Source organism: Streptomyces sp. NPDC048337 (assembly GCF_043201175.1).
Taxonomy (GTDB): Bacteria; Actinomycetota; Actinomycetes; order Streptomycetales; family Streptomycetaceae; genus Streptomyces.
In genome coordinates, this window is the sequence record NZ_JBICYR010000018.1 from 87,986 (window position 1) to 106,700 (window position 18,715).

The following is an 18,715-nucleotide window of genomic DNA, read 5'->3' on the forward strand; positions in this document are numbered from 1 at the left end:
CACACGAACGCCGAACGCCCCCGCACCGATCCGGTGCGGGGGCGTTCGCGTGGGCGGGCGCCGCGGGGCGCGGTCAGGCGCCGCGGACCACCTGGAGCACCCCGTTGATGATCTGCTGGACGGCGATCGCGGAGAGCATCATGCCCGCGAGCCGCGTCACGAGGACGACGCCGCCGTCCTTGATGACCCGGATGATCACCAGCGAGTAGCGCATGGTCAGCCACAGCACGACGTGCATCGCGGCGATCGCGGCCCACACGGAGACCTGCCCGCCGAACCCGTCCGCCTTCTGCACGGCCAGGATGACGGACACGATCGCACCGGGCCCGGCCAGCAGGGGCATGCCCAGCGGGACGAGGGCGACGTTCACGTCCTTGGTCTGCTTCGGCTCGTCGGTCTTGCCGGTGAGCAGGTCGAGCGCGATGAGCAGGAGCAGCAGACCACCGGCGATCATCAGGGCCGGGACGGAGACGTGCAGGTAGTCCAGGATCTGCTGGCCGCAGATACCGAACACGGCGATGACGCCGAAGGCCACACAGACGGCCTGCCAGGCCATGCGGCGCTGCACCTTGGCGGGGCGTCCGGAGGTCAGGGCGAGGAAGATCGGCGTGATCCCCGGGGGGTCCATAATCACAAAAAGCGTGAGAAAAAGGGATCCGAAGACAGCGAAATCAAACACAGTGAGGCCTTGCAGGAGAGAGAGGGGTGGTGCGAAGAAAAGGCGGTGGGACGGATGAAGCGGGCCCGATCCGAGGAAGGGAAAGGCCTAGCGCTCGCGTCCGCCGGCGCCCGGCACGGGGAAGGCCCCGGTCGCGCGGCGCGTGATCTCGCCGTAGATCTCGGGGTCGGTCGTGTACTCCCCGAGGCGGCAGGTCTTGCGGCTGCCGTGGTAGTCGCTGGATCCGGTGGTCAGCAGACCGAGGTCCGCCGCCATGCCGCGCAGTCGCGCGCGGGTGTCGGTGTCGTGGTCCATGTGGTCCACCTCGATGCCGTCCAGACCGGCGGCCGCCAGCTCGGCTATCGCGGCCTCGGGCACGCATTCGCCGCGCTTGACGGCGAGGGGGTGCGCGAAGACGGTGACCCCGCCGGCCGCCTTGACCAGGCGGATGGCGTCGAAGGGGTCGAGCTCGTGCTTCTCGGCGTAGGCGCGGCCGCCGTCGGCGAGCCAGTCGGGCGTGAAGGCGTCCGACACGGTCGGTACGACGCCCAGCTCGACCAGCGCGGTCGCGATGTGCGGCCGCCCCACCGAGCCGTCGCCGGCGATCCGGGCCACCTGCTCCCAGGTGACGTCCACGCCGAGCGCCTGAAGCTTGCCGACCATGGTCCGCGCGCGGGGCGTGCGGTCGTCCCGGACGAGCTCCCGCTCGCGGGCGAGCTCGGACTCCTCGGGGTCGAAGAGGTACGCGAGCATGTGCATGCTGACCCCGTCGAGGCGGCAGGACAGCTCGGCCCCGGTCACCAGCGTCAGCCCGGCCGGCAGCGCGGCGATGGCCTCGGCGTATCCGCCCACGGTGTCGTGGTCGGTCAGGGCGATCACGTCCAGCCCCGCCGCGGCGGCGTTCCGCACCAGCTCGGCGGGGGTGTCCGTACCGTCGGAGGCCGTGGAGTGGGTGTGCAGGTCGATACGCACAGCCGGACTCCAGGGTTTACGCGGACGGGGGACACTCCAGGGTACCGCCACTCTCTCCGGGCTCCCCCCGGCCCCGCGCCGCAGAAGGTGCCCCAGGGCCTGTGGCCGGCCTCCGGCCGCCCGGGTCCGACGGCCGGAGGCCGGCGCAGCGGCGCGAAGCCGGGGAGGCCGCTCGCGGCCGAGCCGCGCGAGCGGCGCGTCTAGGAGAGGATGCGCGGGCTCAGGGCACCGCACGGGAGGAGCTCGACCTCGGCCCCCGATTCGCGCAGGTCGGTGAGGACGAGCTCGTCGTACAGCAGGAGCCCGGACTGCTCCGGCCAGACGACCGCCCACAGCCACAGGCCCCGCGCCTCGCCCGCGAAGACGGCCCGGTCCTCGGGCACCCCGTTGAGGTGCCACAGCGGGGTCGGCCGGCCCGCCGCGACCACCTTGGCGTGCGGCGGGGACGATACGTCGATGTACGAGCCGGGGTCGGGGCCGTCGATCCCCGCGAACCGCGCGCCGAGGCCCACGCCCAGCTCCTCGGCGATCAGCAGCATCTCGCCCATGCCGCCGAGCGGACCGGGACCCGAGCAGGCCACGACCGTCGCCCGGCCCCCGCTGCGGTCGTCACCGGCGGACGCGACCCCGGTGAACAGCCACCCCACCGGCAGCGGCCACGGCATCCACACCGGCACCCGCGCCCGGTGCACGACCACGCCCAGGCCCTCGACGCTGGGCGGGACGGCGGGCTGCAGGGGGTGGACAGCGCCGTGCACCGCGCACTGCCATGAGTCGGAGAAGAGCCCGGGCGCCCTGACCCGGCCACCACACTTCGGGCACGTTGGTTCGCCCCTCATAAGAAGCCACGCTCCTCCCCGCCCGGCGCCCCGTCAAGACGCGATCACCCGTCCGGGCGGCCGGTACCGGTCTCAGTCCAGTGCGACAGCGGTACGCAGAGGATCCCGCAGATCCGTGCCGCGCGCGAGCCAGCGTTCCTGGAGGGCGGCCGCGCCGTGCACCCGCTTCCAGGCCGCCTCGTTCGCCGTCATGGGGAGGAGGGGGAGGAAGCGCACCGGATCCATGGGCTCGTCCAGCTCCAGGTCCTCCACCAGGCCCCCCGGTTCCGCCACGAGGACGCTGCTGAACGCCGCTCCGTCCCAGAGCGGTTCCCCCACGTCGAGCGAGGCCCCGGGGGCCACGATCAGCCCCTCGACCTGCGGGGAGGCGGCCAGCACCGCGAGCGGCCTGAGCAGCTTGTCCGTGGGGGCGACTCCTCCCCGTACGGTCAGCACCAGCTCGGCGCGCGGCCCGCGTACGGGGTCGGCGACGACGTCGGTCGGGTCGGTCATGGGGTGCGCGGACATCCCGAGGGTCGCGTACCGGACGAGGTCGCCCTCGGCGAAGCGGAGTACCTCGATGCGGTCGGTGCCCAGGAAGGTGACGGCGGCGCGTGCGTCGGGTTCGCCGAACGCGGAGCGCAGCCGGGCCTCGACGAGGGCCAGAATTTCTGCCATGGAGCGAGCATAGAACTCGTATCAGCCGGGTAAAGGGCGGGTCTTGACCATCCGTCGGCTGATAGTGTTGACAGCTGTTCGGGGCCTCACCGCAGATGGGGGCACCTCCCAGCGGTAGCTGGGGGAGTTGTTTCGGTGCCCCGGCTACAGGACCTCCCCTACGGGGGACCGGCCGGAGGAGGTGGGGCTGCAATGGACCGAAGTCGATCGTGCAGTACCAATCGCTCTTCCGCTTCTGTGACGGGCGTCTCCCGCCCCCATTGATCTTCTGATCACCGGAAGTCAGTAGAAGAGCGACGGCAGAACGTTGTCCTCCCGTCCTGTTCCTTCCGCCTGCCCGGGCCCGCCCGCCCTCGGCCGCGGAGGGTCTCCCACCCGTACGGTCCGCAGCCGTGCGCGCGAAGGAGCCTGCCATGTCGATGCTGCCCTACCTGCGTGCGGCCGTCCGCCCGTCGCTGCGCAAGTCCACCCCGGCACAGCCCGGATACGACACCACCCGCGATCCCTCGGCGAGCAGCGCGGTGGTCGACTGCGCCGTGTACCGCGCCGGCCGGCGCGTGCTGGGACCCGTGTGTCTGACGCCGCGTGAGGCGATCCGCCGGGTCCGCGAGGACGGCGGCTTCGCGTGGATCGGCCTGCACGAGCCGACCGAGGCCGAGTTCGCGGGGATCGCCGCGACCTTCGGGCTGCACCCGCTGGCCGTGGAGGACGCGGTGCACGCGCACCAGCGGCCGAAGCTGGAGCGCTACGACGACACCCTCTTCACCGTCTTCAAGACGATCCACTACGTCGAGCACGCCGAACTGACCGCCACCAGCGAGGTGGTGGAGACCGGCGAGGTGATGTGCTTCACCGGCCCCGACTTCGTCATCACCGTCCGGCACGGCGGCCAGGGCTCCCTCAAGGGGCTGCGCCACCGGCTCCAGGACGACCCCGACCTGCTGTCCAAGGGCCCCTCGTCGGTCCTGCACTCCATCGCCGACCACGTCGTCGACGGGTACATCGCGGTCGCCGCGGCCGTACAGGACGACATCGACGAGGTGGAGAGCGCGGTCTTCGCCGCCCCCGCCAAGGGCGTCGCGCGCGGCGGCGACGCCGGGCGCATCTACCAGCTCAAGCGCGAGGTGCTGGAGTTCAAGCGGGCGGTCGCGCCGCTGCTGCGGCCGATGGAGCTGCTGAGCGAGCGGCCGATGCGGCTGGTGGACCCGGACATCCAGAAGTACTTCCGCGACGTCGCCGACCACCTCGCCCGCGTGCACGAGCAGGTCGTCGGCTTCGACGAGCTGCTGAACTCGATCCTCCAGGCCAATCTCGCGCAGGCGACGGTCGCGCAGAACGAGGACATGCGCAAGATCACCTCCTGGGCGGCGATCATCGCCGTGCCGACGATGATCTGCGGGGTGTACGGCATGAACTTCGAGCACATGCCCGAGCTCCAGTGGAAGTACGGCTATCCGATGGTGATGGCCTCGATCGTCGGGATCTGCTTCACCATCCACCGCGCGCTTCGCCGCCACGGCTGGCTGTAGCGCCGGCGGGCGGACCCCCTACCCTGTCCGCATGACTCTCAGCACGCTCGACCTGGCCCTCGTCGAGGAGGCCACCAAGAAGTCCGGCCTGATCTGGGTCCGCGGCGCCGGAGCCGATCGGGCCCTGTGGCACGCCTGGGTGGACGGCGCGGCCCATGTGCTCGGCGACGGGCCCGGCGAGCAGCCCTTCCCCGGCCTGGCCGACGGCGCGTCCGCCGAGGTGACCGTGCGGAGCAAGGACAAGGGCGGTCGGCTGGTGGCCTGGACGGCGACCGTACGGGAGCTGCCGCCCCGCGGCGAGGAGTGGGCGGCGGCGGTCGCCGAGCTCAAGGGCAAGCGGCTGAACGCGCCCGACTCGGAGGACATGACGGAGCGGTGGGCGCGGGAGTGCCGACTGCTGCGCCTGGAGCCGCAGGCGGTCCACGCCGAGCTCCCGGCGGGCTCCCTGGCCGCGGCCCCCCTGGCCTCCCCGGCGATCACCCGCCGCCCGATCCCGGCACACCTGCCGAAGCTCCTCCTCAAGCGCAAGAAGTCCGCCCGGGGCTGACCCCCGGTTCCCGCCGGCTGCGACGGGGCCGGGTGTGTGCCGGGGCGCCCCCGCAGGGCGCCGAACGCTGTCCCGCTGTCCATGTCCGGCCCCTGGCCACGTTCGGCGCCCGAGGAGGTGTCCCGGCGCGCGCCCGGCCCCGGCGGAATCGGCCCCGCCCCGCAGGGCTAGGGCTTCGTCGGGTTCGAGCCCTGGCCCGAGCCCTTGGAGGGGGACGGGGCGGGGGCGCCGCTCTCGCCCTTCGTCGTCGGGAGCTGGGAGCCGTAGTCCACGGTCTGGTCCTGCGCGGGCGGGGCGAGCGGGAAGGTCTTGCCCCACTCCGCGAGTTCCACCCGGCCGGCGCCGCCCGCACGCTCCATGAGCAGCGGGTACGGCGTCCCCTCCAGGGACACCGAGAGCTTGCCGCCCTTGCCCTCGTCCGCCGTGACCTGGACCGCGCGGGTGTGCCCGACCTTGGTGTAGGAGCCCTTGGCGAGCTTCCCCTCCAGTCCGAGCAGCCCGTCCAGCAGGACGTCCATGTCGGTGAAGCCGCGGAACTGCTTGTAGGAGGGGTCCCCCTCGGGCACCTTCACGTACTTGTCGCCGAGCTTGCCGGCCGAGTCCGACTTGCCCCAGAAGGCCGCGTTCGCCTTCAGGTACAGCTGCTCCCCCACCCGCAGCAGCTGGAAGGTGTCGTCCTGGGACTTCACCTCGCCGGAACCGCCGTCCGACTTCAGCCTCATGTCGAGGGTGAAGGTCTTGCCGCCGGTTACCAGCGTGCCGGACAGGTGCACCGAGTCCGCCTCGGTGGCGGCCGCCTTCGCCTTCTCCTCGATCTTGTCGGCGGAGAGCTTCCCGACCCCGTTCGTCCCCTCGTCCGGATCCTCCCCGCAGCCCGTGCCGGTGACGGCGAGGCCCGCGCACAGCGCACCGATGAAGGCGGCCCGGCGCAGCCGTGCGGTGGGGAAGTACGCGGTCACGGGCGAGTGCCTCTCGTCGTCGTTGGCGGGCAGCAGGCAGCGTACCCGCCTGTGGGCCCGCCCCCTCCAACCCCCCGGCCGGACCGCCCCACCAGGACGCTTGGTTTGGGCACGGGCTAGCCTGAGGGGCGGTAGGACTGTTGATTGACGCGTCTGGAGGCGCTCGGATGGCTGCAGGCGCCCCGCGGATCTTCGTCTCGCATCTGTCGGGTGTGCCCGTTTTCGACCCCAATGGCGACCAGGTCGGCCGCGTCCGCGACCTCGTCGCGATGCTGCGCGTCGGCGGGCGTCCGCCGCGGCTGCTGGGGCTGGTGGTCGAGGTGGTCAGCCGTCGCCGGATCTTCCTGCCGATGACCCGGGTCACGGGCGTGGAGTCCGGGCAGGTCATCACCACCGGCGTCGTGAACATGCGGCGGTTCGAGCAGCGTCCCACCGAGCGGCTGATCCTCGGCGAGCTGCTGGACCGGCGGGTGAAACTGGTCGCGGACGGCGAGGAGGTCACCGTCCTGGACGTGGCCATCCAGCAGCTGCCGGCCCGCCGGGACTGGGAGATCGACAGGATCTTCGTACGGAAGGGCAAGTCCGGGGCGCTGCGGCGGCGCGGCGAGACCCTGACCGTGGAGTGGTCGGCGGTCACCGGCTTCTCCCTGGAGGAGCACGGGCAGGGCGCCGAGAACCTGGTCGCCACCTTCGAGCAGATGCGCCCGGCCGACGTGGCGAACGTCCTGCACCACCTGACGCCGAAGCGGCGCGCCGAGGTGGCCAACGCCCTCGACGACGACCGGCTCGCGGACGTCATGGAGGAGCTGCCGGAGGACGAGCAGGTGGAGATCCTCGGGAAGCTGAAGGAGGAGCGCGCCGCGGACGTCCTGGAGGCGATGGACCCGGACGACGCGGCCGACCTGCTCTCCGAGCTGCCGGAGGACGACAAGGAGCGGCTGCTCACGCTGATGCAGCCGGACGACGCGGCCGACGTGCGCCGCCTGATGTCCTACGAGGAGCGGACGGCGGGCGGTCTGATGACCACCGAGCCGATCGTGCTGCGTCCGGACGCGACCGTCGCCGACGCGCTGGCCCGCGTACGGCAGGCGGACCTGTCGCCGGCGCTGGCGGCCCAGGTGTACGTGTGCCGGCCGCCGGACGAGACGCCGACGGGCAAGTACCTGGGCACGGTGCACTTCCAGCGGCTGCTGCGGGACCCTCCGTTCACGCTGGTCAGCTCGATCGTGGACACCGACCTGCCGCCGCTGCGGCCGGACGCCTCGCTGCCCGTGGTGACCAGCTACCTGGCCGCGTACAACATGGTGGCGGTGCCCGTGGTCGACGAGAGCGGCTCGCTGCTGGGCGCGGTCACGGTCGACGACGTCCTGGACCACCTGCTGCCCGACGACTGGCGGGAGACGGACTTCCACCACTCCGAGGAGGCCGTGCGTGGGCACTGAGCGGGGGCGCGGCGACCAGTCGCGCGAGCGGCGGCGCGAGCAGATCCGGGAGCGGCGCGAGCAGGCCCGGCTGGCGCGCGAGCACGGTCTGACGGAGCGGCTGGAGGACGCCGCGGAACGGGTCCGTGAGCGGGCGGAACGCGCCGAGCGGGCCGAGGGGGCGAAGGCGACCGTCTCGACCGGTTCGAGCGCGCTGACGCGCTCGCGGGTCCGGCTGGACCTGCCGCGCGCCGCACGGCCCCGGCTGCTGCCCGAGTACGACCCGGAGGCCTTCGGGCGGCTGTCGGAGCGGGTGGCGCGGTTCCTGGGGACGGGCCGGTTCATCGTCTGGATGACGCTGGTCATCATCGTCTGGGTGCTGTGGAACATCTTCGCGCCGGACGACCTGCGGTTCGACGAGTACCCGTTCATCTTCCTCACGCTGATGCTGTCGCTGCAGGCCTCGTACGCCGCTCCGCTGATCCTGCTCGCGCAGAACCGGCAGGACGACCGCGACCGGGTCAACCTGGAGCAGGACCGCAAGCAGAACGAGCGTTCCATCGCCGACACCGAATATCTGACGCGGGAGATCGCGGCCCTGCGGATGGGCCTGGGCGAGGTCGCCACGCGCGACTGGATCAGGTCCGAGTTCCAGGACCTGATCAAGGAGATGGACGAGCGGCGCCTATTCCCGCTCGAGAGTGACGAAGGCGACCGCTGACGGGCTTACCTGAGCCAGGCTACCGAGCCGTACCATCGGGGCATGGCTATCGACACAAGCTCCGCGGACGCCGCCGCCGTGCCTGAGCAGGACGCGATCCTGGACGCGCTGGCGACCGTGAACGACCCCGAGATCCACCGGCCGATCACCGAGCTCGGCATGGTGAAATCGGTGGAGATCGGCGACGGCGGCGCGGTCGCCGTCACCGTCTACCTGACCGTGTCGGGCTGTCCCATGCGCGAGACCATCACCAAGAACGTCACCGAGGCCGTCGAGCGCGTCGCGGGCGTCACCTCCGTCGCCGTCTCCCTGGACGTGATGAGCGACGAGCAGCGCAAGGAGCTGGCCGCCTCGCTGCGCGGCGGCACCGCCGAGCGCGAGGTGCCCTTCGCCAAGCCGGGCTCGCTGACCCGCGTGTACGCGGTCGCCTCCGGCAAGGGCGGCGTCGGCAAGTCCTCGGTCACGGTCAACCTGGCCGCGGCGATGGCGGCCGACGGCCTGAAGGTCGGCGTGGTCGACGCGGACATCTACGGTCACAGCGTGCCGCGCATGCTCGGTGTCGACGGCCGTCCCACGCAGGTCGAGAACATGATCATGCCGCCGTCGGCGAACGGCGTGAAGGTCATCTCCATCGGCATGTTCACCCCGGGCAACGCGCCGGTGGTGTGGCGCGGCCCGATGCTGCACCGCGCGCTCCAGCAGTTCCTGGCGGACGTGTTCTGGGGCGACCTGGACGTGCTGCTGCTGGACCTGCCGCCGGGCACCGGCGACATCGCGATCTCGGTGGCCCAGCTGGTGCCGAACGCGGAGATCCTGGTCGTCACCACCCCGCAGCAGGCTGCCGCCGAGGTGGCCGAGCGAGCCGGTTCGATCGCCGTGCAGACCCACCAGAAGATCGTCGGCGTCGTCGAGAACATGTCGGGCCTGCCGTGCCCGCACTGCGACGAGATGGTGGACGTCTTCGGCTCGGGTGGCGGCCAGAAGGTCGCCGACGGCCTGACCAAGACGGTCGGCGCGACGGTGCCCGTGCTGGGTTCGATCCCGATCGACGTCCGGCTGCGCGAGGGCGGCGACGAGGGCAAGCCCGTCGTCCTGGCCGACCCGGACTCCCCGGCCGGCGCGGCCCTGCGCGCCATCGCGGGCAAGCTCGGCGGCCGCGCCCGCGGCCTCTCGGGCATGTCCCTGGGCATCACCCCGAAGAACAAGTTCTGACGTCCGGAGGGCACCGCCGGCCGGCGGTGCCCTTCTGCTGTGCGGCTACTCGCTGCTGTGCGGCTACTCGTACGCCCCGAGGTCCCCGATCACCGAGAACCCGAGCCCGTACGCACTCATCCCCCGCCCATAGGCACCCAGGTGCACCCCGTTCCCGGTGGAACCGGCGAGCACCCACCCGAACTCCGACTCACGGTAGTGAAACGGCGTCGGCTCCCCGTCCACCGGCAGCGACAGCGTCGACCAGTCCGGCCCCGCCAGATCGTCGGCGAGCTCCCACGCGGCCTCGGTCTGCTGGTCGAGCCAGTCGCTGCGCAGGGAGTGGTCCATCTGGCCGGGCCAGCTGTAGGCCAGCAGCCCGGAGCCGGCCAGCCAGGCGGCCGAGGAGACCGACGTGGCCTCCAGGGTGCCGGTGCCGTCGCCGCTGCGGCGCAGCGGGTTGTCCGCCACGGTGATGACCACCGCGAAGCGCTCCTTCTCGCCGGTGGCGATCTCGCCCCGGGCGGACGGTTCGTCGCCGTGGCCGGTGGAGCCGTGCTCCACGGTTCCGTCGGCGGCGGTGCCCACCTGCATGAGCCAGCGGGGGCCCGTGAAGGCCCCGTCCAGCCCGTACCAGGGGAAGTCGGCCGCCAGGAACCCCTGGGCCGTCCGGCGGCCCGCCGGGACGGGGGCACCGGCCTCCTGCGGCTGCGCGGGCTCGGACGCGGACGTCCGCGGGGGCGTGGTCTGCGCGTCCTGCTCGGGTCCTTCGGCGGCCGGGGCGGGTGCCTCGGCGGTCTGCGCCCCGACCCGGCTACTGCTCGTCGTCTCCATGTGCGCGGCCTCTCGTTCCGTGGGGTCCGGCACGGCCCGCCCCCCACGGGCGTCCTGAATCCGGACTCATGGAGGATAGCCACCCGACCCCGGATCGCCGGGCAGGTCGCGCGTCAGGTGGCGTCGGCGTCGAAGCGGGCGCGCTGTTCGGAGGCGGGTGCGGCGGGCTTCTTCAGCAGGTCGGGACCGGTGGTGTCGGCGGGCGTGGCGACCGGGGCGGACTGCGTGTCCTTGCTGTTGACGGCGTCGGTGACGTCGTTCAGCTCCTTGCGGAGGTCGAAGCTGCTGCGGATCTCCTTGAGGTCCTCGTTCTCGGTCAGCTGCTTGCGGATGAAGGTCTTCGGATTCAGGTCCTCGAATTCGAAGTCCTTGAATTCCGGGCCGAGTTCGGAGCGGATGTCCGCCTTCGCGCTGTCCGAGAACGCGCGGATCTTGCGGATGACCCCCGTGACGTCCTGGATCACCTTGGGCAGCTTGTCCGGCCCGAAGACGAGAATGGCGAGCACCACGATCGTGACCAGTTCGAGTGCGCCTATGTCGTTGAACACCTTGCCGCTCCTCGGCTCTCTTCACTGCGGGCCCGAACACACGGTACCCCAGTGCTCTTACGAGCCGTTCGCCGATCCGAGCACCACTTGCAGCGTGCGCTCGCGGCCCTCGCGCAGCACCGTGAGGGTCAGTGGATCACCCGGCCGGTGGGCCCTGATCTTGATGATCAGCTCGTCGCCGCCGTGCACGCGTACGCCGTCCACCTTGGTGATCACATCACCGGCCTTGATCCCGCCGCGGGCGCCCGGCCCGTCGGCGACGACCGCCGGCTTGCCGTCCTCGCCCTTGTCCCCGACCCGGGCTCCGTCGCCGGTGTACTGCATGTCGAGGGTGACCCCGATGACGGGGTGCGTGGCGCGGCCGGTGCGGATCAGTTCCTCGGCGACGCGCTTGCCCTGGTTGATCGGGATGGCGAAGCCGAGGCCGATGGAGCCGCCCTGGCGGACGCCGTCGTCGCCGTCGCCGCCCTTGTCGGCGCCGCGGATCGCGCTGTTGATGCCGACCACGTGGGCCTTGGCGTCGAGGAGGGGGCCGCCGGAGTTCCCGGGGTTGATCGGGGCGTCGGTCTGGAGGGCGTCGACGTAGCTGATGTCGCTGCCGTCGCCCTTGTCGCCGCCCGCGGTGACGGGCCTGCCGGTGGCGCTGATGATGCCGGCGGTGACGGTGTTGGAGAGGTCGAACGGCGCGCCGATGGCCACCACCGGGTCGCCGACCCGTACGTTCTCGGAGTTGCCGAGGCTGAGCGGCTGGAGCCCCCGGACCCCGCTGACCTTGACCACGGCCAGGTCGTATCCGGAATCGCGGCCCACCAGCTCGGCGGTGACGCTTTCGCCGGTGCTGAAGGTGACCGCTATCTCCTTGGCGTCGGCGACCACGTGGTTGTTGGTCAGGATGTGCCCCTGCGGGTCGAGCACGAAGCCGGTGCCGGTCCCGCTGCTCTTCTCGCCCCGTACGTGGAGGGTGACCACCCCGGGCAGCGCGGTCGCGGCGATGCCGGCCACGCTCTCGGGCGCGCGGCCCTTGTCCGCCGCGGCCGCGGCCTGGGGCAGCTCCAGCCGGGTGCTGCTCCCCCGCTCGGCGAGCACGCCGAGGTACCCGCCGATCCCTCCGGCGAGCAGGGCCGTACCCAGGCCGAAGGCCGCCACCTGCCACAACCGGAATCCGCGCGCGGGCCGGCCGCGGTCCACGACCTGCAACGGCTGGGCGCCCCACGGGTCGTACCGCACCTCGCGGGGGCCGGGCTCCGGGTGCTGCCCGTGCTCCCCCTGGGCCCCGCTGTCGGGGCCGCTTTCGGGCCGCGGGGCGGGCACCCCTTCGCCGCGGGCGTCCGCCGTGCCCTCGGGCCGGCTCCACCACTGCGGCGCCGGATCGGTCTGCTGCCTGTCGGCCATGGGCGCTCCCCGCGTATTCGTGCGCATGTGCCGAAGATTCAACCAGGTCCCGTGTCAGCGCAGCAGGGAGACCGGGCGGGCCGAGCTCGGGGGGGAGGGGTGGAGCGGCGGGAGCGGGGTCGCGGCGGTGGTCAGGACGGTCGGAACGGCCGCGGGGGTGGGGACGCGGTCGCGGATGAACTCGGCGGGCACGGGCAGCCGGCCGTGGACGGACGCGTCGGCCACGGACACGGCCGGTCCGGGCCGGGAGGCGGGCGCGGGGGATTCCCCTCGCGCGTTCGGCTCGACGGTCTCCAGCGGCAGCGAACCGCCCAGCGCGAGCGCGGCCAGCGATACGGCTCCCGCCGCGACGAAGGCGAGGCGGCGCCGCGGACGGCCGACCTCGTGGATCCGGAAGCCGTCGTGACGCGGCCGGGGGGCCTGCAGCCCGTACGCGAACGAGGCGAAGGGGTCGGCGCCGACGGGACCCTGCTGCCCCCGCGGTCCTGCGGGACCCGCGGGACCGGAAGGTCCGTCGAGGCCACCGCCCGGCAGCCCCTGCAACCGTGCCAGCAGCCCCTCGGACAGCGGCGGCGGCGCGCTCTCCACGAACATGGTCTTCAGGCGGCGCTGGGCATCGGCCTCGGCCTTGCACTTGGCGCAGGTGGCCAGGTGGGCCAGGACCCGCTCGCGCGCGTCGTGATCGAGCTCGCCGTCGACGAGGGCGGCGAGACGGTCGCCCAGGTGCTGTTCGGCGGGGGACGGACTGACTCCGCTCACTCGGCTCCGCCCTCTCCCCCGGCGCCCGGCGCGCCCACCGCCACCCCGGCCAGCGCGCGCTGCTCCGCACGGGCCTCGGGCGACCGGTGCTTCAGCGCCTTGCGCAGGTGTGAACGGCCCCGGTGGATACGGCTGCGCACGGTGCCGAGCTTCACGCCGAGCGTCGCGGCGATCTCCTCGTACGACAGGCCCTCGATGTCGCACAGCACCACGGCCGCGCGGAACTCGGGGGCCAGGGTGTCCAGCGCCTGCTGCACGTCCGCGTCGAAGTGCGTGTCGTGCAGCACCTGCTGCGGGGACGGCTCGCGGCTCGGCAGCCGCTCGGCCGCGTCGTCGCCGAGCGCGTCGAAGCGGATCCGCTGCTTGCGGCGGACCATGTCCAGGAACAGGTTCGTGGTGATGCGGTGGAGCCAGCCCTCGAACGTGCCGGGCGTGTACGTGGACAGCGAGCGGAAGACGCGGACGAAGACCTCTTGGGTCAGGTCCTCGGCATCGTGCTGGTTACCCGTCAGACGGTAGGCAAGGCGGTAGACCCGCGCGCTGTGCGTGCTGACGATCTCCTCCCATGAGGGAGGGGTCCACGCCTGCGAGCCCGCATCGGCGGCAAAGGTCGCGGTGGTTGCGGTGTCGGCGGTGTGGAAGCGGTCAGCAATGTAGGTCACGGATTTCGGCTCACCCGCCGACCAGAAGAGGCGTCTCAACACGCCTCCACGATCCACAGGCGCAGCCGCACCTCCCCTGTCGGCTCTGGTGGTGTCCAGTGGAGTCCCTACCATAGCCACCCCCTCCGTCAGCTCCGGATAAGCATTTTTGCAGTAACTTTGCATGGATCTTCGGTCCCGGAAGGGCCCTTGCCGTCGATCTGCCCGGCGCCGTCCCTTCTGATCCCCTCTCCACCCTTCACAACGCCCGGTCCCATCTGCGGGTTCCCGACGTCAACGGATACAGTCACCGTTGCGCCAACTATGGGGACAGGAGAGGGTCATTACCGGCAACCGGCAGACGAGCTGGGCGTTCGCCGACGCGTTTGTCGCCGAGGACGACGCTCTGCGATGGGCCCGCGACCGGTCCAGGGAAGCGGGCCTGCGCTCCGTCTCCCCCGGGACCGGCGCCGCGCTGCGCCTGCTGGCCGCCACCGCGGACGCCAAGGCGGTCGCCGAAATCGGCACCGGAACGGGCGTTTCCGGCATCCACCTGCTCCACGGGATGCGCCCGGACGGGGTCCTGACCACCGTGGATCCCGAGCCCGACCGGCAGGCCTTCGCCCGCCAGGCGTTCCGGGCCGCCGGCTTCGCGGGCAACCGCGCCCGCTTCATCCCCGGCCGCGCACTCGACGTACTGCCCCGCCTCGCCGACGGCGGGTACGACCTCGTCTTCTGCGACGGGGACCCGGCCGAGTCCCTCGACTACCTCGCCGAATCGTTGCGCCTGCTGCGCCCCGGCGGACTCGTCTGCTTCGAAGGGGTCTTCTCCGACGGCCGTACGGTCGACTCCTCGGCCCAGCCCGTGGAGGTGCTCCGCGTCCGCGAGCTGCTGCGCAGCGTCCGGGAGAGCCCTGCCCTGGAGGCGGCCCTGCTCCCGGTGGGCGACGGACTGTTGTGCGCCGTGCGGCGTTAGGCCGTCACCGGAGCAGCGCGAAGGCGAGGGCCGCCGTGCCGCCGAGGGCGGTGCCGGCGAGGAGCTGGGCCCGCGTGTGCGCCTTGAGGACCAGCCGGGACCAGCCGATGGCGGCGGCGATCAGGGCCGCGGGGAGCACGGGCGGCCCGAAGACGAGGAGCAGGATCATCACGGTGCCGCCGGCCACCGACATGTGGATGGATATCTGCCAGCCGATCGTGACCAGCAGGGACGACACGAGGCCCACCAGCATCGCCACGATCAGCGCGAGGACATCGCCCGGGGCGCCGAGGACGTGCAGCAGGGTGATCCCGGCGGCGACGGAGACGAGGCTGAGCGTCATCGGGACGAGCCGCTGACGCCGTATACGGATGTGCTGGTCGGTCAGCGCCCCGCGGCGCACCCCCAGCACGATGATCCCGATCGGTATCACGCCGCAGAACAGGGCGGCGAGCAGCCCCCAGCCGAGCCCGGGCCACGACCGCGTGGCGTGCCGGCCGATCAGCAGGAGCAGGGCGACCACCAGGTTCGCCGGGGCCAGGGCGTCGGAGAGGATCCGGGCGGCCTTCTGGCGGGGGCTGGAGTCGGCGAAGGCGGGCGGCGCCGGCGGGGAGAAGGTCACGTCACTGCTCCGGAGACGGCGTCGGACACAACGCTGCCCCGGCCGCTTGTCGCGGTCGGGGCAGCGCAGAGAATGCGAACTGCGTAGTGCAGATGGTGCCGACGCTGTTAGCCGACGACCTTCTTCAGGGCGTCACCCAGGGCGTCCGCCTCGTCGGGGGTCAGCTCGACGACAAGCCGACCGCCGCCCTCGAGCGGTACGCGCATGACGATGCCCCGCCCCTCCTTGGTGACCTCGAGCGGGCCGTCGCCCGTCCGCGGCTTCATGGCCGCCATGCTCGTTCCCCTTCCTGAAACCAGCTCATCGTCAGCCGACGGCCCCATTCAGGCGCCTGGAACCCGGCATCGAACACATTGCTTCCCGGCCATTATCCCGCATGTCAGGACCCGATGACCAACATCGGCAGTGAACGCTTGGGCAACGCGCTCGGCCAAAACCACTCATTTCGGGGATCCGCCTGCGATACTTCGCCGCCGCACCCGAAGAACGGCGTCCGCTTTCTTTGACGCACATCACATGTCCGCGCGCGCCCCGGTCCGCCATGCTGGCCCTTGCACCGGCCGGTACCGGCCGGTAGCCATCCCGCGACGAAGGGGGACCTCCCTGCCATGGCCGACAGCGTGCTCTACGAAGTGACCGACGGACTCGCGACCGTCACGATCAACCGCCCCGACGCGATGAACGCCATGAACACCGAGGCCAAGGTCGCCCTGCGCGACGCGGTCCAGGCGGCGGCAGCGGATCCCGCGGTACGGGCCGTCCTGCTCACCGCCGCCGGGAACCGGGCCTTCTGCGTGGGCCAGGACCTCAAGGAGCACATCGGGAACCTGGCGGCCGACCGCGAGAGCGGCTCCTCTCTCACGATGAGCACGGTCTCCGAGCACTACAACCCGATCGTGCGGGCGCTCACCGAGATGCGGAAGCCGGTGGTCGCCGGGGTCAACGGCGTGGCGGCCGGGGCGGGCTTCGGGTTCGCGCTGGCGGCCGACTTCCGGGTGGTCGCCGACACCGCCTCCTTCAACACCTCGTTCGCCGGGGTGGCGCTGACCGCCGACTCCGGGGTCTCGTGGACCCTCCCCCGCCTGATCGGCGCATCCCGCGCCTCCGACCTGCTGCTCTTCCCGCGCTCGATCAAGGCCCAGGAGGCCTTCGAGCTCGGCATCGCCAACCGCCTGGTCCCCGCGGACTCCCTGCACGCCGAGGCCGAGGCCGTGGCCCGCGCCCTGGCCTCGGGCCCCACGGTCGCGTACGCCGCGCTGAAGGAGTCCCTGGCCTACGGGGCCTCGCACTCCCTCGCGGAGGCGCTGGAGCACGAGGACGTCCTGCAGACGCGCGCGGGAGCCTCCGAGGACCACTCCATCGCCGTCCAGGCCTTCCTCGCCAAGCAGCCGCCGGAGTACCTGGGCCGCTAGCGGCACCCGCCGGTCCGGCCGGGGCGCGATCCGCGCCCCGGCCGCGCCGGATCAGGCGGGGTCGCGCGCGACGCAGCCGACCAGGTGGTCGTTGACCAGCCCGCAGGCCTGCATCAGGGCGTAGGCCGTCGTGGGGCCGACGAAGCGGATGCCCGCCTTCTTCAGCGCCTTGGCCAGCGCGGTGGACTCCGGGGTGATCGCCGGGATCTCGGTGATGGCCCTCGGTGCCGGTGCCGGCTTCTCCGGCGCGTGCGACCAGATCAGCTCGTCCAGCTCGCCCGGCTTCCAGCCGGCCAGGACCTTCGCGTTGGCCAGGGTCGCCTCGATCTTGGCCCGGTTGCGGATGATCCCCTCGTCGGCGAGGAGCCGCTGCGCGTCCCGCTCGTCGAAGGCGGCGACCTTCGCGATGCCGAAGTCCGAGAAGGCCTTACGGAATCCCTCCCGCCGCCGCAGGATCGTCAGCCAGGACAGCCCCGACTGGAAGGCCTCCAGGCACAGCCGCTCGTACAGCGCGTCGTCGCCGTGGACCGGGCGGCCCCACTCCGTGTCGTGGTAGACGACGTAGTCCTCCGTGGACAGCGCCCAGGGGCAGCGCGGCCGCCCGTCCGCTCCCGCCACCGTGCCGCTCATCGCTCACCGTGCTTGGTGAGGTCGACGTGGGCGTCGGCCGGTACCGCGTCGGCCGGTACGGCGTCGGCCACCGCTCCGGCGGTGAGCTGCGCGATCCGCGCGTCCCGCTCGGCCAGCTCCGCCGCCAGCCGCTCCAGTACGTCGTCCACCTCGGCCATCCGGTAGCCGCGCGGCGCGACCGGCAACCGCAGCGCGTCGACGTCCGCCCGCGTGACGGGCCGGGTCTCCGGCAGCCCGTCGGCCACCCGGTCCGGCTCCGCTTCCGGCAGAACGGCCTCCGAGCCGCCCCCGATCACCGCCAGGGTGACCGCTGCCACGACCACGACCAGCGCGATCATCAAGAAGAAGAACACGATCAACTCCCCTGAGAGACTCCGGCCACCAGGTTAAGGTCGCAAGGGAGGCGCAAGGGCCGCCGAAGGAGGAAAGAGCAGGATGCTGCGACTGGGCAGGCGCGAGTTCGACACCCACGAGCCGGTGATCATGGCCATCGTGAACCGGACTCCGGACTCCTTCTACGACCAGGGCGCGACGTTCCGCGACGAGCCGGCGCTGGACCGCGTCGAGCAGGCGGTCGCCGAGGGCGCCGCGATCATCGACATCGGCGGGGTCAAGGCGGGCCCGGGCGAGCACGTGGACGCGGCCGAGGAGGCCCGGCGCACGGTCGGCTTCGTGGCCGAGGTGCGGCGCCGTCACCCGGACGTGGTGATCAGCGTGGACACCTGGCGGCACGAGGTCGGCGAGGCCGTGTGCGAGGCCGGGGCGGACGTCCTCAACGACGCGTGGGGCGGGGTGGACCCGAAGCTCGCCGAGGTGGCCGCCCGCCACGGGGTGGGCCTGGTGTGCACCCACGCGGGTGGTGTGGAACCGCGTACCCGCCCGCACCGGATCGCGTACGACGACGTCATGGCCGACATCCTGCGCGTGACGGTCGGCCTCGCGGAACGGGCCGCGGCCCTCGGGGTCCGCCGGGACGCGATCATGATCGACCCGGGCCACGACTTCGGCAAGAACACCCGGCACTCGCTGGAAGCCACGCGCCGCCTCGACGAGATGACGGCGACGGGCTGGCCGGTCCTGGTCTCCCTGTCCAACAAGGACTTCGTCGGCGAGACCCTCGACAAGCCGGTCAAGGAGCGCCTGCTGGGCACCCTGGCCACGACGGCGGTCTCGGCCTGGCTGGGCGCGCAGGTCTACCGCGTCCACGAGGTCGCGGAAACCCGCCAGATCCTCGACATGGTCCGCTCGATCCAGGGCCTGCGCCCACCGGCGGTCGCCCGGCGCGGACTGGCCTGACCCCGGACCGCGCCCCGACGGCCGGAGGCCGGCGCAGCCGCCCGAAGCCAGGTGAGGCGCCCCGGCGCCGAACCTCGCGAGGGCGGCGTCAAGAAGGGGACATGGTCCGCT

Annotated in this window: 22 protein-coding genes; 8 read left to right on the forward strand and 14 right to left on the reverse strand. The window is 72.3% G+C overall.

Annotated features, from left to right (window positions below; genetic code table 11):
* Nucleotides 1–73 precede the first annotated feature (73 nt).
* The 4 genes from ACGFYU_RS26250 to ACGFYU_RS26265 form a co-directional block, all read right to left on the reverse strand.
* A complete protein-coding gene (locus ACGFYU_RS26250; RefSeq protein ID WP_393829767.1) occupies nucleotides 74–679 on the reverse strand; it encodes a MarC family protein in 606 nt (201 codons plus the stop codon).
* A gap of 87 nt (nucleotides 680–766) precedes the next feature.
* Nucleotides 767–1,630, reverse strand: coding sequence for a PHP domain-containing protein (locus ACGFYU_RS26255; RefSeq protein WP_393829768.1), 864 nt, complete (start codon nucleotides 1,628–1,630; stop codon nucleotides 767–769).
* 200 nt (nucleotides 1,631–1,830) lie between these two features.
* Complete coding sequence (locus tag ACGFYU_RS26260) at nucleotides 1,831–2,469, reverse strand: DUF6758 family protein (RefSeq protein ID WP_393829769.1); 639 nt, start codon at nucleotides 2,467–2,469, stop codon at nucleotides 1,831–1,833.
* A gap of 72 nt (nucleotides 2,470–2,541) precedes the next feature.
* Entirely contained in the window at nucleotides 2,542–3,126 is a 585-nt protein-coding gene (locus ACGFYU_RS26265) for a suppressor of fused domain protein (RefSeq protein WP_393829770.1), read from the reverse strand.
* Nucleotides 3,127–3,539: 413 nt separating this feature from the next.
* Here ACGFYU_RS26265 and ACGFYU_RS26270 point away from each other — a divergent pair, with 413 nt between their 5' ends.
* Both ACGFYU_RS26270 and ACGFYU_RS26275 read left to right on the forward strand, forming a co-directional pair.
* Complete coding sequence (locus ACGFYU_RS26270) at nucleotides 3,540–4,655, forward strand: magnesium and cobalt transport protein CorA (RefSeq protein WP_393829771.1); 1,116 nt, start codon at nucleotides 3,540–3,542, stop codon at nucleotides 4,653–4,655.
* Nucleotides 4,656–4,686: 31 nt separating this feature from the next.
* Entirely contained in the window at nucleotides 4,687–5,202 is a 516-nt protein-coding gene (locus tag ACGFYU_RS26275) for a hypothetical protein (protein WP_393829772.1), read from the forward strand.
* 167 nt (nucleotides 5,203–5,369) lie between these two features.
* Here ACGFYU_RS26275 and ACGFYU_RS26280 read toward each other — a convergent pair whose 3' ends face one another.
* Nucleotides 5,370–6,161 (reverse strand): hypothetical protein, encoded by a 792-nt coding sequence (locus tag ACGFYU_RS26280; RefSeq protein WP_393829773.1) that lies wholly within the window; start codon nucleotides 6,159–6,161, stop codon nucleotides 5,370–5,372.
* A 167-nt stretch (nucleotides 6,162–6,328) separates the two neighbouring features.
* On the opposite strand from ACGFYU_RS26280, the gene ACGFYU_RS26285 reads away from it, so the two are divergent.
* From ACGFYU_RS26285 to ACGFYU_RS26295, 3 genes are all read left to right on the forward strand, one after another.
* Entirely contained in the window at nucleotides 6,329–7,603 is a 1,275-nt protein-coding gene (locus ACGFYU_RS26285; RefSeq protein WP_393829774.1) for a magnesium transporter MgtE N-terminal domain-containing protein, read from the forward strand.
* A gap of 100 nt (nucleotides 7,604–7,703) precedes the next feature.
* Nucleotides 7,704–8,303, forward strand: a complete 600-nt coding sequence (locus ACGFYU_RS26290; RefSeq protein ID WP_393829854.1) for a DUF1003 domain-containing protein — start codon at nucleotides 7,704–7,706, stop codon at nucleotides 8,301–8,303.
* Nucleotides 8,304–8,345: 42 nt separating this feature from the next.
* A complete protein-coding gene (locus ACGFYU_RS26295) occupies nucleotides 8,346–9,515 on the forward strand; it encodes an Mrp/NBP35 family ATP-binding protein (protein ID WP_393829775.1) in 1,170 nt (389 codons plus the stop codon).
* A gap of 63 nt (nucleotides 9,516–9,578) precedes the next feature.
* On the opposite strand, the gene ACGFYU_RS26300 is transcribed toward ACGFYU_RS26295, so the two are convergent.
* From ACGFYU_RS26300 to sigE, 5 genes are all read right to left on the reverse strand, one after another.
* Nucleotides 9,579–10,328, reverse strand: coding sequence for a hypothetical protein (locus ACGFYU_RS26300; protein WP_393829855.1), 750 nt, complete (start codon nucleotides 10,326–10,328; stop codon nucleotides 9,579–9,581).
* 113 nt (nucleotides 10,329–10,441) lie between these two features.
* The gene (locus tag ACGFYU_RS26305; protein WP_393829776.1) at nucleotides 10,442–10,876 is read right to left on the reverse strand and encodes a sec-independent translocase; all 435 of its coding nucleotides are present in this window, start codon (nucleotides 10,874–10,876) and stop codon (nucleotides 10,442–10,444) included.
* Between the two features lie 57 nt (nucleotides 10,877–10,933).
* Nucleotides 10,934–12,268 carry a S1C family serine protease gene (locus ACGFYU_RS26310; protein WP_393829777.1) on the reverse strand — a complete coding sequence of 445 codons (1,335 nt, stop codon included), beginning with the start codon at nucleotides 12,266–12,268 and terminating at the stop codon, nucleotides 10,934–10,936.
* A gap of 54 nt (nucleotides 12,269–12,322) precedes the next feature.
* On the reverse strand, nucleotides 12,323–13,027 hold the full coding sequence (locus ACGFYU_RS26315; RefSeq protein WP_393829778.1) for a zf-HC2 domain-containing protein: 705 nt from the start codon (nucleotides 13,025–13,027) through the stop codon (nucleotides 12,323–12,325).
* The gene (gene sigE / locus ACGFYU_RS26320) at nucleotides 13,024–13,803 is read right to left on the reverse strand and encodes an RNA polymerase sigma factor SigE (RefSeq protein ID WP_382647078.1); all 780 of its coding nucleotides are present in this window, start codon (nucleotides 13,801–13,803) and stop codon (nucleotides 13,024–13,026) included. Before sigE ends, ACGFYU_RS26315 begins: the two co-directional genes overlap by 4 nt.
* 178 nt (nucleotides 13,804–13,981) lie before the next feature.
* Between sigE and ACGFYU_RS26325 the strand changes: the two genes are divergently transcribed.
* Nucleotides 13,982–14,644 carry an O-methyltransferase gene (locus ACGFYU_RS26325; RefSeq protein WP_393829779.1) on the forward strand — a complete coding sequence of 221 codons (663 nt, stop codon included), beginning with the start codon at nucleotides 13,982–13,984 and terminating at the stop codon, nucleotides 14,642–14,644.
* Nucleotides 14,645–14,648: 4 nt separating this feature from the next.
* Here ACGFYU_RS26325 and ACGFYU_RS26330 read toward each other — a convergent pair whose 3' ends face one another.
* On the reverse strand, nucleotides 14,649–15,266 hold the full coding sequence (locus tag ACGFYU_RS26330) for a hypothetical protein (protein ID WP_393829780.1): 618 nt from the start codon (nucleotides 15,264–15,266) through the stop codon (nucleotides 14,649–14,651).
* A 107-nt stretch (nucleotides 15,267–15,373) separates the two neighbouring features.
* Nucleotides 15,374–15,541: a DUF3117 domain-containing protein gene (locus ACGFYU_RS26335; protein ID WP_003966491.1), complete on the reverse strand. Its 168-nt coding sequence runs from the start codon at nucleotides 15,539–15,541 to the stop codon at nucleotides 15,374–15,376.
* Between the two features lie 333 nt (nucleotides 15,542–15,874).
* On the opposite strand from ACGFYU_RS26335, the gene ACGFYU_RS26340 reads away from it, so the two are divergent.
* On the forward strand, nucleotides 15,875–16,678 hold the full coding sequence (locus ACGFYU_RS26340) for an enoyl-CoA hydratase/isomerase family protein (protein ID WP_393829781.1): 804 nt from the start codon (nucleotides 15,875–15,877) through the stop codon (nucleotides 16,676–16,678).
* Between the two features lie 51 nt (nucleotides 16,679–16,729).
* Here the strand turns inward: ACGFYU_RS26340 and ACGFYU_RS26345 are convergent, their stop codons facing one another.
* Together ACGFYU_RS26345 and ACGFYU_RS26350 are read right to left on the reverse strand one after the other, a co-directional pair.
* Nucleotides 16,730–17,308: a DNA-3-methyladenine glycosylase I gene (locus tag ACGFYU_RS26345; protein ID WP_393829782.1), complete on the reverse strand. Its 579-nt coding sequence runs from the start codon at nucleotides 17,306–17,308 to the stop codon at nucleotides 16,730–16,732.
* Nucleotides 17,305–17,667 carry a DivIVA domain-containing protein gene (locus ACGFYU_RS26350; protein ID WP_393829783.1) on the reverse strand — a complete coding sequence of 121 codons (363 nt, stop codon included), beginning with the start codon at nucleotides 17,665–17,667 and terminating at the stop codon, nucleotides 17,305–17,307. The genes ACGFYU_RS26345 and ACGFYU_RS26350 overlap by 4 nt, the downstream gene beginning before the upstream one ends.
* A 76-nt stretch (nucleotides 17,668–17,743) precedes the next feature.
* On the opposite strand from ACGFYU_RS26350, the gene folP reads away from it, so the two are divergent.
* Nucleotides 17,744–18,604 carry a dihydropteroate synthase gene (folP, locus tag ACGFYU_RS26355; RefSeq protein WP_393829784.1) on the forward strand — a complete coding sequence of 287 codons (861 nt, stop codon included), beginning with the start codon at nucleotides 17,744–17,746 and terminating at the stop codon, nucleotides 18,602–18,604.
* Nucleotides 18,605–18,715 lie beyond the last annotated feature (111 nt).

Bases quoted from the DNA above. Each gene is read 5' to 3' on its own strand.
- ACGFYU_RS26260 (WP_393829769.1), bottom strand. From the start codon at position 2,469: ATGAGGGGCGAACCAACGTGCCCGAAGTGTGGTGGCCGGGTCAGGGCG.
- ACGFYU_RS26265 (WP_393829770.1), bottom strand. From the start codon at position 3,126: ATGGCAGAAATTCTGGCCCTCGTCGAGGCCCGGCTGCGCTCCGCGTTC.
- ACGFYU_RS26270 (WP_393829771.1), top strand. From the start codon at position 3,540: ATGTCGATGCTGCCCTACCTGCGTGCGGCCGTCCGCCCGTCGCTGCGC.
- ACGFYU_RS26275 (WP_393829772.1), top strand. From the start codon at position 4,687: ATGACTCTCAGCACGCTCGACCTGGCCCTCGTCGAGGAGGCCACCAAG.
- ACGFYU_RS26285 (WP_393829774.1), top strand. From the start codon at position 6,329: ATGGCTGCAGGCGCCCCGCGGATCTTCGTCTCGCATCTGTCGGGTGTG.
- ACGFYU_RS26295 (WP_393829775.1), top strand. From the start codon at position 8,346: ATGGCTATCGACACAAGCTCCGCGGACGCCGCCGCCGTGCCTGAGCAG.
- ACGFYU_RS26300 (WP_393829855.1), bottom strand. From the start codon at position 10,328: ATGGAGACGACGAGCAGTAGCCGGGTCGGGGCGCAGACCGCCGAGGCA.
- ACGFYU_RS26310 (WP_393829777.1), bottom strand. From the start codon at position 12,268: ATGGCCGACAGGCAGCAGACCGATCCGGCGCCGCAGTGGTGGAGCCGG.
- sigE (WP_382647078.1), bottom strand. From the start codon at position 13,803: ATGGTAGGGACTCCACTGGACACCACCAGAGCCGACAGGGGAGGTGCG.
- ACGFYU_RS26335 (WP_003966491.1), bottom strand. From the start codon at position 15,541: ATGGCGGCCATGAAGCCGCGGACGGGCGACGGCCCGCTCGAGGTCACC.
- ACGFYU_RS26340 (WP_393829781.1), top strand. From the start codon at position 15,875: ATGGCCGACAGCGTGCTCTACGAAGTGACCGACGGACTCGCGACCGTC.
- ACGFYU_RS26345 (WP_393829782.1), bottom strand. From the start codon at position 17,308: ATGAGCGGCACGGTGGCGGGAGCGGACGGGCGGCCGCGCTGCCCCTGG.
- folP (WP_393829784.1), top strand. From the start codon at position 17,744: ATGCTGCGACTGGGCAGGCGCGAGTTCGACACCCACGAGCCGGTGATC.